Below are 14,708 nucleotides of genomic sequence, written 5' to 3' on the forward strand. Positions count from 1 at the left end.
TTCTTCGCTTTTATTTTTATTGTGGTTTTGCCGGAACTGTATTTACAGGAGGCTGCTGATTGTTATTTTGTTTTTTGGGCGGTTTGTTTCCGCTGTTGTTCATCGGCTGGCTCTGCTGAGGATTATTCATCATATTATTTCCCTGCATTTGTGGAGAACTGCCAATTCCGTTATTCTGCTGTGTCGGTTGTTGCGGAACATTGTTTACCATATCTCCCGGATTTTGAGGCACCGCATTTCCTTTATTATCGGTAGCCTGAAAGCTCAGGTCACTTTTCAGATAATTAAGCATTTCTTTGGCTTTTTCGCCTTCAGGCGTTTTACCGTAATTCAGGGCAATCTGTTCCAGTTGAAGAATCATTACCTCTTTCCCGCTAGCTTTTCCTGAGTTAAATGCATTCAGCAAATATAATTTCGGAACCAGGGCATCCTTCGGATTTTGCTGGATCGCTTTTTCAATGAGATCTTTACTTTCCCCGAACTTCTCAGATTCATACAGTGCAAATGCCTGTTTGTACTGGTTTTCCACATCTGCGGAAGATTTTACGAAAGAACTGCTTTTAGGATTTCTTGCAAATTCTGCATACGATGTGTAAGGGTAATCTTTTAAAAGGATTTGTTTTGCTCTTTCTGCTGCCTGTGGATTTTTTTCATAATTCATGGCGAAAATCTCATACAAAGCCTGTAACATTACTTTTTCTTCAGGTTTTACATCTACCAGATCATACAGGGTTTTTGTAGCTAAAGGCGTATTGGTAAAATAATTCTGATACATAACTCCCAAACCTAAAGAAGCGGTATCTCTGTCTTTTTTAAGCTGATCCAGTTTTGCAACATCTGTCGGAATCTGCTCTATGTAGAAAGCCGGTTCAAAACGTCTCGGATTTGGCGCGGCAGTGGTTCCTAAAGCATCATTTTTAAGATCTTCGATTGTTGCCATTTTCTTGGAAAAACGCCAGTTGTCTACCAAAGCTCTGTCTCCCCAGGTTTGCTTAAAGGTTTGGGTTCCTTTGGAAACCGTCCCTGTATTGCTGAAATAGAAACCTTTGGTTGCCACCCCGAAATCTTCGAAAGAATTTGAGCTGTTGGCAAATATGGACGTTGAACTGTAATCTCCCGTATCAAAACCTTTGGATCTTTCTGCCCGTTTTCTTTCCAGTTCTTCCCTTTCCTCTTTGGCTTTAATTTTAGCGATATATTTATTGAAGAAATCTGTTTTCTGATCCGGAGCCATTTTTGCCAGATTCAGAATACTGTCATTCTTTTTGATCAGATAATAGTTTCTTGAAATCTTTTTGATGTACGTAGACTGATCTGCCAAAAGGACTTTAGAAGGTTCGTAAGTCATTACCGCCAAAGCAGAATCATAATACGCACCGGCTCCGATGTAATCATTTTTATCCAGATATCCTTTTCCGATTTCATAGTACGCAAGACCGCGAATTTGTCCGTCAGACACTTTTTCCTTCAGAGATTTTCTGAAAAATTCCTGAGCTTCCTCCTTCTTTCCGGCTTTGTTCGCCATGAGTCCCAAAGCATAATAAAATTCGTTCTTTCGGGAGCCGTAAGTTCCTTTTTTACTGATGTCTTCAAGGTATTTTCTTGCTCCGCTGTAATCTCCGTTTCCGTTGAATGTTTTGGCAATTTCGATCTGGGATTTTACCTCAAATTCAAAATCATTGGCGTATTTGTAAGCGGCCATAAAGCTTTCGCGGGCTTTTTCATTCTGATTAAGCCCTTCCAGAACCTGCCCTCTCAGATAAGCAATTCGGCTTTTCAGCTTTCTGTTGCTGTTCAGTTCAAAAGCATTATCCAGTTCTTTTATAGCTTCTTCTTTTTTTCCTGCATCCAAAAGAGATTCAGCGTAGTAAATGCTTAATAATTTTTCGTACTGTTTAGGAATTTTATCGCCTTTTAATTTGGCAAAAGTTTCATGAGCTTTATGGTAGTTTTTGATCTGATCATACGCTAAACCCTGATAAATTCTTGCCAGAGGAAGTCTTTTATCATCCTTCATGTGCGTGAAAACATAATTCAGCGCATCAAGTGCTTCCAAAGATTTTCCCCTGTAAATTCTCGCCTGTGCAAGAATCATGTACGCATCGAAAATCTGCTTGTTCTGCTCTTCACCATGTCGGATCACAGAATATTTGTTGATCGCTTTTAAAGCCTTTGCTTCTGCAATTTCCAGTGTTGTAGCCCCTTTCTGTTCCGGCTGACCGGAGTCTCCTGTAGCCATTCCTGTTGCACCCGACATCGGATTTCCGGGCATTCCTGAAGGCATTCCGGGAGGACGGCCGCCGCGGGAATCGGTATTTTGCTGAGGACGGTTGATCTCTCCCATTTTCATGGAGTTTTCTGCAAATGCAGCAGACTGTCCCAGATCACTTCCCAAAGGCTGATCTTCATACGTAAGAATCGGAATATAAGGCGCATAAAAATTGTCTTTATGCCCCTTGTCGCGGGTCTCAAACTCATTATTTAAAGCATCTTTTGCATTAAATAACGTGTTGTAATATGTGGTAAATCCTTTCATAAATTTAGACCGCTGTTCAGGCTTTTTAACCTTTGTGGCGCATGAAGCAACGATACAGAGTATCAAAAGGAATAAAATATTCTTTTTCATTATTAAATATAACTCGCTAATCTACTTTTTATTATCAGTAGGATTGATGATTTTGTAAAAATAATAAAATTTTATGGGGAAACTCGTTATATTTCTTTCAAAATTTTGTAAACCAAATGAGTAGGAAGTCCCATGATCGTATAATAGCTTCCTGTTATTTTTTTGATTTTTGCCATTCCGAGCCATTCCTGAATACCGTAGCTTCCGGCTTTGTCGAAAGGTCTGTAATTTTTAATGTAATATTCTGTTTCATCATCTGTGATTTCATCCAATTCCACATCGGCAACATCGGTCTGTGTGATGGTTTTATCTGAAGTTTTTATGGTAATTCCGGTGTAAACCTGATGAGTCTTTCCGGAAAGAAGCTGAAGCATCTGTTTAGCTTCCTTTTCATCTGATGGTTTTCCCAGAAACTGATCATCAATGGCTACAACGGTATCTGCGGTTAACAATACTTCATCTTTTTCAAGACTTCGGAATGCATCTGCTTTTAATTCAGATAAATAAGCAGCAGACTCCCCTACTTTGATGTGTTCGGGAACAATTTCTTCACAATCAATCTTTACGACTTCAAATTCAAACCCTAAACTGGTTAAAAGTTCTTTTCTTCTCGGAGATTGTGAGGCTAATAGTAATTTCATTTACAGTAAATTAAGTAGATTGTGTATCATCGTCGTCGAACCAGTTTCCCTGAACTTTCATCACCTGTTCGATGACGTCTCTTACAGCTCCGCTTCCGCCTTTGATTGGCGAAATATAATCGGAAATGGCTTTTATTTCGGGAACTGCATTTTCCGGACACGCAGAAATTGCAGAACTTTTCATGATCTGAAGATCCGGAAGGTCATCCCCCATTGTTAAAATTTCATCGTACTTCAAATGATTTTTTCTTCTGAAATCCTCAAAATCTGCCATCTTATTGTGGGATTTTGCATAATAATCTTCAATACCCAGATAATTGATTCTGTGTTTTACCATTTCATCATTTCCTCCGGTGATAACTCCGATTAAATAATTGTTTTTTAATGCTTTAACTACGGCGTATCCGTCCAGAACATTCATTACCCTGCACATATTTCCACCGGGCATCAGATACACGCTTCCGTCTGTAAAAACGCCATCTACGTCGAATACAAACGCTTTAATATTTTTTAATTTCTCTTTATAACTCATACATTTTCTGAATTGAGTGATTCATTGTCTTATAAATTTCCAGACTTTCTCCATGCAGTAATTGTTTGTGCAGCTCCAGTATTCTTTTGTCGTTCCTTACTGCGGGACCGGTCTGGGCAGATCGGGGCTCAATTTCGTAAATTTTTTGTACAGTTTCATCAATCAATGGTAAAAAATAACCAAAAGGAATTTCCTGCGAATCTGAAATTTCTTTAGCCCTTGCAAACAGATGATTTACAAAATTGCAGGCAAAAACTGCGGTAAGATGGATGTATTTTCTTTTTTCATGGGTACTTTCCATCACGTTTTCTGAAATCTTCGAAGCAATTTCAAAAAGTGTTTTTTTATCCTGCTCGTTTTCTGTTTCGATAAAAAAGGGAATTTTAGAATAATCAAGCTCCTTCGATTTTGAAAAGGTCTGCAAAGGATAAAAACTTGCCTTCCGATAATCTCCTTTTAAGCTTTCTTTGGGTAACGATCCGGAAGTATGAACAACAAGACAGTCTTTTATGGGAATCATTTCTGAAACCTCTTCAACGGAGTTATCACTTACGGCAATAATGTATAAATCTGAATCGACTAAATTTTTAGTTGAATAAGTGATTTCTAATTCTTCGGAGATTTTTTTTAATTCCTCCTCATTCCTTCCAAAAATCTGAGCCAAAGGAATCTTATTCTGAACGAATGCTTTTGCCAGATGATAGGCTACATTTCCTGAACCGATAATTACAATTTGCATAAAACAAATATAAGTTTTTGCAATGATTTGGAAGAGGAAACTTAGTTCTTATAATCAGAATTAATTCATTTTAAATTTTCTGAAACGGGATTTAAAAATAAATATTTTGCTGCTGCTTTTTAATATACACATCAATATTTCAATAATAAATATACTGTGATAAAGCAATTCGAAGAATATAAGGTTATCCTTTAAAAAGAAGATGATCGACAGGTTTAAAATAATTCTTATTTTTAGTTTTGATATTTGGACTAAAAATTGAAGGAGTAATTTAACTTTCAGTTATTTTTGTAATCCAAAACAATGAAAGCATCCTATGAAGATTAAAGACACGGAAATTATTTCGTTGATGCAAGATCCGCGAACTCAGGAAAAAGGAGTTCGTGCACTGATGGATGCTTATCAGAGTAGATTGTATTGGCACATAAGAAGAATTATTGTGGACGGAGATCTTGCGCAGGACACTTTGCAGGAGACTTTTATTAAAGCTTATCAGAATTTTCATCAGTTTAAAAATGACAGCCAGTTGTACACATGGCTGTACAGAATCGCCACCAATGAGGCGCTGCAGCAGATTAATAAACTGAAGAAAATGCAGAAAACCGATGAAGATCCCGAATATCATATGCAGAATCTTATTGCAGACAATACAGACGGAGATGCAGAAGAGATACAGATTTTGCTGCAGAACGCCATACAAAGTCTGCCGGAAAAGCAGAAACTGGTATTTATGATGCGGTATTATGATGATTTGCCTTACGAAGAGATATCTAAAATTGTAGATATGTCCGTAGGAACATTAAAAACAAATTATCATTATGCCAAACAAAAGATTGAAGAATACATCAAAGAGAATTACGAAAGATAATTTTTGAGAAACAACAGCATGAAAGATTTTGATCTGGAAAAATTGGAACGCAAAAACATATACAAAGTCCCCGAAAATTTGTTTGAAAATATTCAGGGAAAGGTATTGAGCGGAATGAATGATTTTGATCTGGAGCAATTAGAACGTAAGAATATTTACACCGTTCCTGAAAAATTATTTGAAACCGTTCAGGATAATGTTGTAAAGCGTGTTCTGCCTGTAAAAAAAGCACCGGTTTTCAAACTTAACTGGGCTTATGCAGCGGCGGCATCGCTTGCCTTGATTTTTGGAGCGACTTTTGTTTTCAACAACGGAAATTCTGCAGATCAGGTACAGCAACAGGTTGCAGCAAACAATCAGGAGCCTAAAACGGAAAGCCAGATTGCTTATGAAACCTTAAAATCTGATTTAACTTCTGTTGAGAATAATAATCAAACAGGTAGCAGTCAGGACAACAATAAGTCTTTAGCGAAAGAAGAAAAACCGGCTAAGGCGGCAGATGAAGCAAGACCAAAATCTTCACCATCTGTTTCGAAACAAAATGAGGCTCAGATGAACGAGTACCTGGATTCCTTCTCAAATTCCGAAATTTCGGAACTGGCAAGCAATTCTACACAGGACGTTTATTTGGACTTATATAATTAAAAGAAAATGAAAAAGATATTATTTACGCTTTTTATTATCTATAGTTTTGGTCTGAATGCCCAAAGGACAGATTATGACTGGAAGAAGATGGATCCTAAACAGAGAAAGGAAATCATCAATAATCTTTCTCCTGAGGAAAGAAAAAATCTTCTGATGAAGTTCAGGAATAATATGGTGATGGATAATCTGGATATTGATCCCAGTGATAAGGAAGAGTTTACCGATATTTATAATGAATATCTGGAAAGCCAGAAGCAGATAAAAAGTCAGTTTAATTCTGATTTTAACCCTGAAAACTTATCGGATGAAGAGGCAAAAGCCAAGCTTCAGCAGAGTTTTGAAGTAGGGCAGAAGCTGCTCGATAACAGGAAGAAATATGCAGACAAAATGCAGAAAGTAATACCATGCCAAAAAGTTTTGAAGCTTTTCCAGTCTGAGGGAATGATGAGAGATAAAATGAACGAAAGAAAACCTCACGGAAATAATGGCAGTAATAACGCTTCAAGACAAAACCCATAATAGTTTATTTTTTTAATGTTGGACGACCCTTGCAATTTATTTGTGAGGGTCGTTTAATTTTAAATTAAAACTATATTTTTGCGAAAATTTTTAACGATGAGGAAGATAATTCTGTTTTTGATGTTTTCGTGTATTTTAACAGCGCAGAAAACTGAATATATAAAGCTCAACCAAAGTATTAAAGATAAATTCTCACGGGTAAAGTCTTTAACCCTGATTGATAACAGAACTGAAAAAGATTTAGGAACTGTAACCTACAAAAAAGAAAATGTTCAGTTGAAGTTTGAAAATGAGGATCTCAAAAAATATGTTGAAGACTGGTTTGCAAACGATAATAAGACCAAAGGAAATAATAACGATATTGTTTTGTTGTTGGAAGAAATCAGGATTGATGATTTTAAAAACACAGGCTTGGCAAATGCAAAGGTTAAAATCAGCAGTTTTATCAACAGGAACGGCAAATATTATTTCATTAACCGGTACAACAGTACGGTAGGTTTCAATTCAAAATTAACGCCCAACATCCCAAGAGTAATATCTGTAGCCATAGAAAATATTTTTTCCACTTTAATTAAAGATTCTTACTCGCATATTGCTTTGAGTACTCCAATTGCTGAGTCTGATCTTCATAATTATGAGGAAATCGTAGGCAAAAATATCAAATATCTTACAGTCCCTGAACTTACAAACGGAGTGTATAAAGATTTCAGATCTTTTTCTCTTCAAAAGCCGGAAGAAGGATATTATGTAGATAAAAATAAAAAAGGAAAAGTTATCGGGATTAAAAACAGGGAAGATCTTCTTTTATCCGCCGAGTATGTTTTTGGATATGTGGAAGACGGAAAAGCATACCGACTTACGCCTGTTGGCTTCTTAGAAATGCAGAAAGACGATAAAGGATATTATGTAGTTTCTTCAAGACTTGAGCTGTTTCCGCCTCAGAATGTTAATAACGGCGTCATGATTGGTGTAATGATGGGCGGAATTGTCGGCGGAATGATCGGTGCAGCACTCGATTCCGGAAAAGCCGCAAGAGATAAACCTGAAAATTTGTCTAATATTTACATCGATCCGCTTACGGGAGAATATATTTTTACGAAGTAATTTTAATTTAAAATTTTAATGATGAAGAAGTTTTTGCAGGTTATCATGACTTGTCTGTTGATTGTTTCTTTTGCACAGAATAAAGAAATCATAAAACTAAAAGGCAGTATTCCCAATAATGGAGAAGGAGATTACAACACATTAATTGTTATTGATAACAGAAAAGATAAAACCATCGGAGTTCTGCCTTTCGGAGATGGCAAAGAAATGAAAGAAGTTTCGTTTCAGAACAGTCCGGAAGACGATTTTTCCGAATGGTACCGTAAAAGTAATCTGAAAGGAGGGAAGCAGGATCTTGTGTTGGTTCTCAATGATCTTAAATTATCTATAAAAGAAACGTACGAAAGGAAAAACATCGGAACCATGAAATTTTCCCTTCAAAGCTTTGTGAAAGAAGAGGGGAAGTGTCATTTTCTGTATAAAAAAGACACCACATTTATGTTCAGTCACAGAGATGTTGCCGATGCGATGGTGAGAAATATGCATCATCTTTTTTCTTTGTATCTTGAAAAAACATACAAATCCAAACCTTCAAAATATGATCTTACCTTGGATGATATTTCCAATTATCAAAACTATGTAAATAATTATCCTGCTTTTAAAAATGAAACCCTGAAAGAAGGAATCTATCTGGATTACAATTCGTTTTTCAGGCAGACTCCAGAAGAAGGCTACACTTTGGAGCGATGGGAAAATGGAACATTAGACAGGGCTGTAAAAACCGAAAACGGAAAGAAAATGAAAATTCCTTCCCGTAAAATGTTTATCTATGTAGAAAACGGAAAAGCGTTTAAAAATACCTATTCAGGATTTCAGGAACTGTTAAAAAACGAAAAAGGATTTTACATTGTCGCAAAACCTTCAAGTTTATTTCCGCCTCAATATGATATTAAATTAGGAATCATGTTTGGATTGGTCGGCGGAATTGCAGATGCATTACTTTTTAATCCGAATAAGCTGAGTCATAATTCTCAGGAAATTTACATCGATCCGATGACAGGCGAGTACGATTTTAATGATATTTTTGATCAATTACCATAAAAAAGAGAGACAGCGCGTCTCTCTTTTAAACTTTCTGCGAATTAAAAAGATTCTTTACTCAGCAAAAAAAATATTCAGCACTTTAATGGCTTGTAAATTGATACTACAAAATTTACCGAATTTCAGATGGTAAATGAACAAGTCGATCGTAATTTTAGCTCTTATTTTTAATTGTTTCTTCTTTTTTCACGCACAGGAAAAAAAGGATTCAATCTATTATAAAATTGAAAAATTTTCAGATAAGAGAAAATTTACAAAATTCCTTCACCGTTTTATATTTCGTAGAGAAGCAGATTCCGTTTCCGTAAAAACAACCACCGAAAAAGTAGCGCAGGAAACGCACGACGGAAAATACATCAGAAATATTAAAATCGAAACCATAGATCCTTTCGGATACGGTTCTAAAGATAAGAAAGAGAAATCCAGATGGTACGACTGGTTTACCAATCATCTTCACTCCAATACAAGAATTTCCACGGTTAACAATTATTTACTTTTCCAAAAAGGAGAGGAATACAATGCCCAGAAAATCTACGAATCTGAACGTTTGCTGAGAACAATGCCTTTTATCAACAGAGTGAACATCAGTATTTCCGACAGTACTTCCACCAAAGATTCTATCGATGTTATCGTAAAAGTGCTGGATTCATGGAGTCTGAAACCCAGAGCAAGCTATTCCGGAAGTAAAATCGGGTTAGGCGTTACCGAAGAAAATTTTCTCGGTCTGGGACATGATTTAAGTTTTCTGTACCGGAACGATTCCAAAGAAAAACAGAATTATTTACTCGGAAGTTACACCGCATACAATTTATGGGGTTCCTACATCAATGCACAGATTTTGGGAGAAAGGGATTTTGCCAGAAATGAAAGAATCAGCCTCAGTGCAACGCGCGATTTTTTCTCTCCTTTAACGAAATGGGCAGGAGGATTTAATTTTGAATATTTTATGCGCCGGGTTTTGCTGCCTATAGAATCCGAAACCGTTTTTCCTGAAGCTCAGATTAAAGTGTACAGTCAGGATTTATGGGGAGGTTACCAGATTCCCATTGCCTCAAAAACTTCAGAAAAAGTTTCCAGCAATATTGCTTTAATCGGAAGATTTCAGAATTATCAGTACAAAGACAATCCTGCAATAGACAAGTACGATTACTTTACCTCTTACAGCAGTTTTCTGGCGTCTGTAGGATTTATACAGCGAAAATTTTCTGTTCAGAAAAATATCTTTCAGTACGATCTTCCCGAAGATATTGCCTACGGAACTTCGGCGAGCCTTACAGCGGGAGGTTTATCAAGAAGCAACAGAATCATTCCGTATGCAGGAATTTCCGTGGCATACGGAGATTTTACCGACATCGGATATTTCAGTGTGAGAGCGCAATTCGGAAGATTTTTCAATGAAGACAAGCAAAACCGCGAATCTTTCCGGTTAGATGGGACGTATTTCACGAATCTTATGGATTGGAAGTTTGCCAGAGCAAGGCACTTTTTTTCGCCCACATTAGCCTTGGGAAATCCACAGCACAACTATTCTTACAGAGACCGCATCAATCTCTCCGCAGGCGATGAGTTTCCGGTGTACAGTGCAGATTATATCGGGACAAAAAAACTCGTTCTGCGATATCAGCTTCAGCTTTTCGTTAATAAAACCTGGAAAAACTTTCATTTCAGTCCTTACTTAACAGCAGCAGCAGGCTGGTTGGCAATGCCCGATGAAAAATTATTAAAAACAAACGTCAATACAAAAATAGGAATCGGTGTTCTCATTAATAATCCTTTTCTGGTCTTCAACCGCATCCAGATTTCCTTCACCTATTATCCAAAAGTTCCTTTTGACAATAATTCATTGTTCGATTTCAACAGCAACCGGAACAACCTTTTGCCAATGAACGGCTTTACAACAGACATTCCGCATTTCGTGAATTTTGGAAATTAAAAAGGCTTAAAATTAAATTTTTGTTCTTCAAAATTTACACTAAGGAATTATCCTGCATTTTGTTATCTTTGCAAATTACAAGATTCTTAAATGAAAAACATACGAAATTTTTGCATAATCGCCCACATCGACCACGGTAAAAGTACTTTGGCAGATCGTCTTTTGGAATATACCAATACGGTGACTCAGAGAGAATTGCAGTCTCAGACACTGGATGATATGGATTTGGAGAAAGAACGTGGAATTACCATAAAATCCCACGCGATCCAGATGGATTATGAATACAAAGGAGAAAAATATATTTTAAACCTTATTGATACACCGGGACACGTAGATTTTTCTTACGAAGTTTCCCGTTCCATTGCTGCCTGCGAAGGAGCGCTTCTTATTGTAGATGCGGCACAGAGTATTCAGGCACAGACAATCAGTAATTTATATTTAGCACTGGAAAACGATTTAACCATCATTCCTATTCTGAATAAAATCGACCTTCCTTCCGCAAATCCTGAAGAAGTAACCGACGAAATCATGAACCTGATCGGTTGCGACTATGAAGATGTTTTAAGGGTTTCCGGTAAAACAGGAGAAGGAGTTCACCATTTGCTTGAGCAGATTGTAGAAAGAATTCCGGCTCCGGTAGGTGATCCGAATGCTCCGCTTCAGGCTTTGATCTTTGATTCGGTTTATAACCCGTTCAGAGGAATTGAGGCTTATTTTAAAGTGGTAAACGGAAGTATTTCTAAAAACGAAAAAATTAAATTCTTCGCAACCGGAAAAGAATACGGAGCCGATGAGGTAGGAACACTGAAATTGAAACAGGTTCCTAAGAAATCGGTAGAATGTGGAGATGTAGGATATCTGGTTTCCGGAATTAAAGATGCTAGAGAAGTAAAAGTAGGGGATACAATCACTTCTTTTGAAAAACCTGCAGCAGGACCGATTGAAGGTTTTGAGGAAGTGAAACCAATGGTTTTCGCCGGAATTTATCCGATTGATTCTGAGGATTTTGAAGAATTAAGATTCTCTCTTGAAAAATTAAGACTGAATGATGCTTCTCTGGTTTTCGAACCTGAAAGTTCTGCGGCGCTTGGTTTCGGTTTCCGTTGCGGATTCTTAGGAATGCTTCACATGGAAATCGTTCAGGAAAGACTGGACAGAGAGTTCAACATGAACGTGATTACCACGGTTCCCAACGTATCTTACTTCGGATATACCAAAAAAGAACCTGAAGTTCCGATTATGATTAATAACCCATCGGAAATGATGGATCCTACCACGATGGACAGAGTAGAAGAACCTTATATCAAAGCTTCTATCATTACAAAATCTGATTTTGTGGGTTCGGTAATGACGCTTTGTATTGAAAAAAGAGGAGAAATTGTTAACCAGAGTTACCTGACTTCAGACAGGGTAGAATTAATCTTCAATATGCCTTTGGCTGAGGTGGTTTTCGACTTCTACGACAGGCTGAAATCTATTTCTAAAGGGTATGCTTCATTCGATTATCATCCGATTGGTTTCAGAGCTTCTAAGCTTGTAAAAATGGACATCCTGATCAACGGAGATATGGTGGATGCTTTATCTTCATTGATTCACGATTCGAACGCCTATTACATTGGTAAGAAAATGTGTGAAAAACTTCGTGAACTGATCCCGAGACAGCAGTTTGATATTGCCGTTCAGGCGGCTTTAGGAACGAAAGTTATTGCAAGAGAAACCATTAAAGCATTAAGAAAAGACGTTACCGCAAAATGTTACGGAGGAGATATTTCCAGAAAGCGTAAACTTTTGGAAAAGCAGAAAGAAGGTAAAAAGAAAATGAAGCAGATTGGTAGGGTAGAAGTACCGCAATCGGCGTTTATGGCTGTTTTGAAGCTGAATGATTAGTGAAAGAGCCAAGTAAAAAGGCAAAAGATAAAAGTAAATCCGCAGAAATTTTTCTGCGGATTTTTTATGAGATTAATATTTTTATTTTTTCGTGAACTTGATTTCCATTGTTTTAAATTCTTTTCCTGTTTTAGAATCCGGTCCGTACATTTCCATTTTTTGGGTATTATCATCTACGAAAGTGAAAACTTCTCTTACCTCACAGTCTTTTCCGGGTCTTGATGGATCTGTCATTTTTCCTTTAAATTCAATAGATTTTGTTGACGGATTCCAATCGCCTTCCATATTCATAATTCCTGTTCCCATATTGTCGATCCACGTACTTACAAATTTCTTTTTAGAATTGTCATAAGCCAGAACGCTCATTCCTTCAAATGGCATTCCCATGAAGTTTCCTTTGTGATTGCTTACCTGATAACGACCATCGAAAACCATTTTGTTAGTAACTTCAGATTGGCTTATCATTGGTTTTCCGCCGTTTTCCATCCACATGGTATTTTCTCCAGACCAATTTCCGTCAGATTTTGCTAACATTTTGTGCATTTCTCCCGGAGTTGCATATTCTATCCAGGCTTTTGTTGCAGTTGCAGAATCAACTGGTTTCCATTCTTCATTGGTTAATGAATCTGTTTTATCTGAGTCTGTTTTTGCCACAGTTTTGCCTTTATCACAAGAGAAAAGTAGAAAAAAGGTACAAGCTGTAAAAAATAAATTTCTCATAATTGTTTAGTTTTAAGTTGATTATAAATTTAAATAAAAATTGTCTACAAAGAATAATTATTTTTATGTTGATATTGATGATTCAAAATTGTAACTTTGTGTATTCATAACGCAAATTAAAACAATGGAGTCTCCAAAAAAATTACAGGATATAAAAGTGGCTGTAGATGCAGTAATTTTCGGATATTTTGATAAAAAAGATCTGCAGATCCTTCTCATTAAAAGAAATATCGAGCCTTTCAAAGGAGGTTGGGCGCTTCCCGGAGGTCTGGTTTTGGATGATGAAAACCTTGATGATGCCGTAAAACGCGAACTCCATGAAGAAGCAGGAATAAAGCCCGATTTTTTGGAGCAGCTTTACACTTTTGGAAATGTAGGTCGCGATCCCCGAAACCGCGTTGTTTCCATCGCTTATTTAGGACTTGTCAATCCATCCTATCATGAGTTGTTTGCCGATTCTGATGCCGAAGATGCACAATGGTTCAGCGTCAATCAGCTTCCAAAACTGGCTTTTGATCATCAATCCATTATTGATATTGCCTTAAAAAGACTTCGCACGAAAATCCAGTATCAACCGATCGGTTTTAATCTTTTAAACGATGAATTTGCTTTTTCAGATCTTGAAAACCTATACAAAACCATTATCGGTAAAGAAATAGACCGCCGTAATTTCCGCAAAAAGATCATGAGCTACGGATTGCTTAATGAAACCAACAATCTTAAAAAAGAAGGCAGCGGAAGACCCGGAAAACTCTTCACTTTTAATCAGGAAAAATACAAGGAACTGGAAGAGCAGGGATTTTATTTCGAAATCAAATAGTTTTTTTAAACACAAATAGCACAAATATTTACACGAATTTTCATGAATGATTCTTTTGCGTTCGCTGTCATTCAGAATGAAGCGAAGCGGAATGAAGAATCTTTAAAAATTAATTTGAGATTCTTTGAACTTCGTTCGCATCCCTTCAGGCTATGTCAGAATGACACATTGTGTGTAAATTTTACCCTCTATATTAATTGATTAAAAATTTGCGCCATTTGTGAAAAACATTTGCGCCATTCGTGTTTAAATAAAATCGGCTTATCAAGTCAATTACGATTCCAATTTCAATATCAATAGAAACGGACTTTAGTCCGTTCTTTCAATTAAAAGATTTCAAATCGCTTTAGCCTAAACATAAAACCAATAAATACTTGCGTCCTTTGTGAAAACATTTGTGCCCCCTTGTGTTTAAATGAAATAATTTCAAATCGGCTATAGCCAAAATCTAAAGCATAAATAAAATTTGCGCCATTTGTGAAAAACATTTGTGCCATTCGTGTTTAAATAAAATAATTTTTCAATTCAGAAATCTCAATTGGCTTTAGTCTAAACATAAAACCAATAAATACTAGTGTCCTTTGTGAAAAACATTTGTGCCCCTTGTGTTTGAATAAAATAATTTCAAACCGG

At 36.7% G+C, this 14,708-nt stretch carries 13 protein-coding genes; 8 read left to right on the forward strand and 5 right to left on the reverse strand.

Going from position 1 to position 14,708, the window contains the following annotated elements:
• Positions 1 to 16: 16 nt before the first annotated feature.
• From porW to BW951_RS06480, 4 genes are all read right to left on the reverse strand, one after another.
• On the reverse strand, positions 17 to 2,626 hold the full coding sequence (porW, locus tag BW951_RS06465; RefSeq protein WP_139326119.1) for a type IX secretion system periplasmic lipoprotein PorW/SprE: 2,610 nt from the start codon (positions 2,624 to 2,626) through the stop codon (positions 17 to 19).
• Between the two features lie 86 nt (positions 2,627 to 2,712).
• Positions 2,713 to 3,267 (reverse strand): Maf family protein, encoded by a 555-nt coding sequence (locus BW951_RS06470; RefSeq protein WP_076391066.1) that lies wholly within the window; start codon positions 3,265 to 3,267, stop codon positions 2,713 to 2,715.
• A gap of 10 nt (positions 3,268 to 3,277) precedes the next feature.
• Positions 3,278 to 3,799 carry a KdsC family phosphatase gene (locus BW951_RS06475; protein WP_076391067.1) on the reverse strand — a complete coding sequence of 174 codons (522 nt, stop codon included), beginning with the start codon at positions 3,797 to 3,799 and terminating at the stop codon, positions 3,278 to 3,280.
• Positions 3,789 to 4,538 (reverse strand): Rossmann-like and DUF2520 domain-containing protein, encoded by a 750-nt coding sequence (locus BW951_RS06480; protein WP_076391068.1) that lies wholly within the window; start codon positions 4,536 to 4,538, stop codon positions 3,789 to 3,791. Before BW951_RS06480 ends, BW951_RS06475 begins: the two co-directional genes overlap by 11 nt.
• 316 nt (positions 4,539 to 4,854) lie before the next feature.
• Here BW951_RS06480 and BW951_RS06485 point away from each other — a divergent pair, with 316 nt between their 5' ends.
• The 7 genes from BW951_RS06485 to lepA all read left to right on the forward strand — a co-directional run bounded on the left by BW951_RS06485 (position 4,855) and on the right by lepA (position 12,535).
• Positions 4,855 to 5,406: an RNA polymerase sigma factor gene (locus BW951_RS06485; RefSeq protein WP_076391069.1), complete on the forward strand. Its 552-nt coding sequence runs from the start codon at positions 4,855 to 4,857 to the stop codon at positions 5,404 to 5,406.
• 18 nt (positions 5,407 to 5,424) lie between these two features.
• Positions 5,425 to 6,051, forward strand: a complete 627-nt coding sequence (locus BW951_RS06490; protein WP_228427509.1) for a hypothetical protein — start codon at positions 5,425 to 5,427, stop codon at positions 6,049 to 6,051.
• A 6-nt stretch (positions 6,052 to 6,057) separates the two neighbouring features.
• On the forward strand, positions 6,058 to 6,570 hold the full coding sequence (locus BW951_RS06495; RefSeq protein ID WP_076391070.1) for a hypothetical protein: 513 nt from the start codon (positions 6,058 to 6,060) through the stop codon (positions 6,568 to 6,570).
• A 96-nt stretch (positions 6,571 to 6,666) separates the two neighbouring features.
• The gene (locus BW951_RS06500; RefSeq protein WP_139326120.1) at positions 6,667 to 7,674 is read left to right on the forward strand and encodes a hypothetical protein; all 1,008 of its coding nucleotides are present in this window, start codon (positions 6,667 to 6,669) and stop codon (positions 7,672 to 7,674) included.
• Between the two features lie 21 nt (positions 7,675 to 7,695).
• Complete coding sequence (locus BW951_RS06505) at positions 7,696 to 8,715, forward strand: hypothetical protein (RefSeq protein WP_139326121.1); 1,020 nt, start codon at positions 7,696 to 7,698, stop codon at positions 8,713 to 8,715.
• A 133-nt stretch (positions 8,716 to 8,848) separates the two neighbouring features.
• Positions 8,849 to 10,648 (forward strand): BamA/TamA family outer membrane protein, encoded by a 1,800-nt coding sequence (locus BW951_RS06510; RefSeq protein WP_076391073.1) that lies wholly within the window; start codon positions 8,849 to 8,851, stop codon positions 10,646 to 10,648.
• A 90-nt stretch (positions 10,649 to 10,738) separates the two neighbouring features.
• Complete coding sequence (lepA, locus tag BW951_RS06515) at positions 10,739 to 12,535, forward strand: translation elongation factor 4 (RefSeq protein ID WP_076391074.1); 1,797 nt, start codon at positions 10,739 to 10,741, stop codon at positions 12,533 to 12,535.
• Between the two features lie 81 nt (positions 12,536 to 12,616).
• Here lepA and BW951_RS06520 read toward each other — a convergent pair whose 3' ends face one another.
• Positions 12,617 to 13,255: a DUF1579 domain-containing protein gene (locus BW951_RS06520; protein WP_076391075.1), complete on the reverse strand. Its 639-nt coding sequence runs from the start codon at positions 13,253 to 13,255 to the stop codon at positions 12,617 to 12,619.
• 124 nt (positions 13,256 to 13,379) lie between these two features.
• Here BW951_RS06520 and BW951_RS06525 point away from each other — a divergent pair, with 124 nt between their 5' ends.
• On the forward strand, positions 13,380 to 14,075 hold the full coding sequence (locus BW951_RS06525) for an NUDIX hydrolase (RefSeq protein ID WP_059135587.1): 696 nt from the start codon (positions 13,380 to 13,382) through the stop codon (positions 14,073 to 14,075).
• Positions 14,076 to 14,708: the final 633 nt, after the last annotated feature.

The sequence above is a fragment of the Chryseobacterium gambrini genome (assembly GCF_900156825.1).
Lineage (GTDB): Bacteria > Bacteroidota > Bacteroidia > Flavobacteriales > Weeksellaceae > Chryseobacterium > Chryseobacterium gambrini.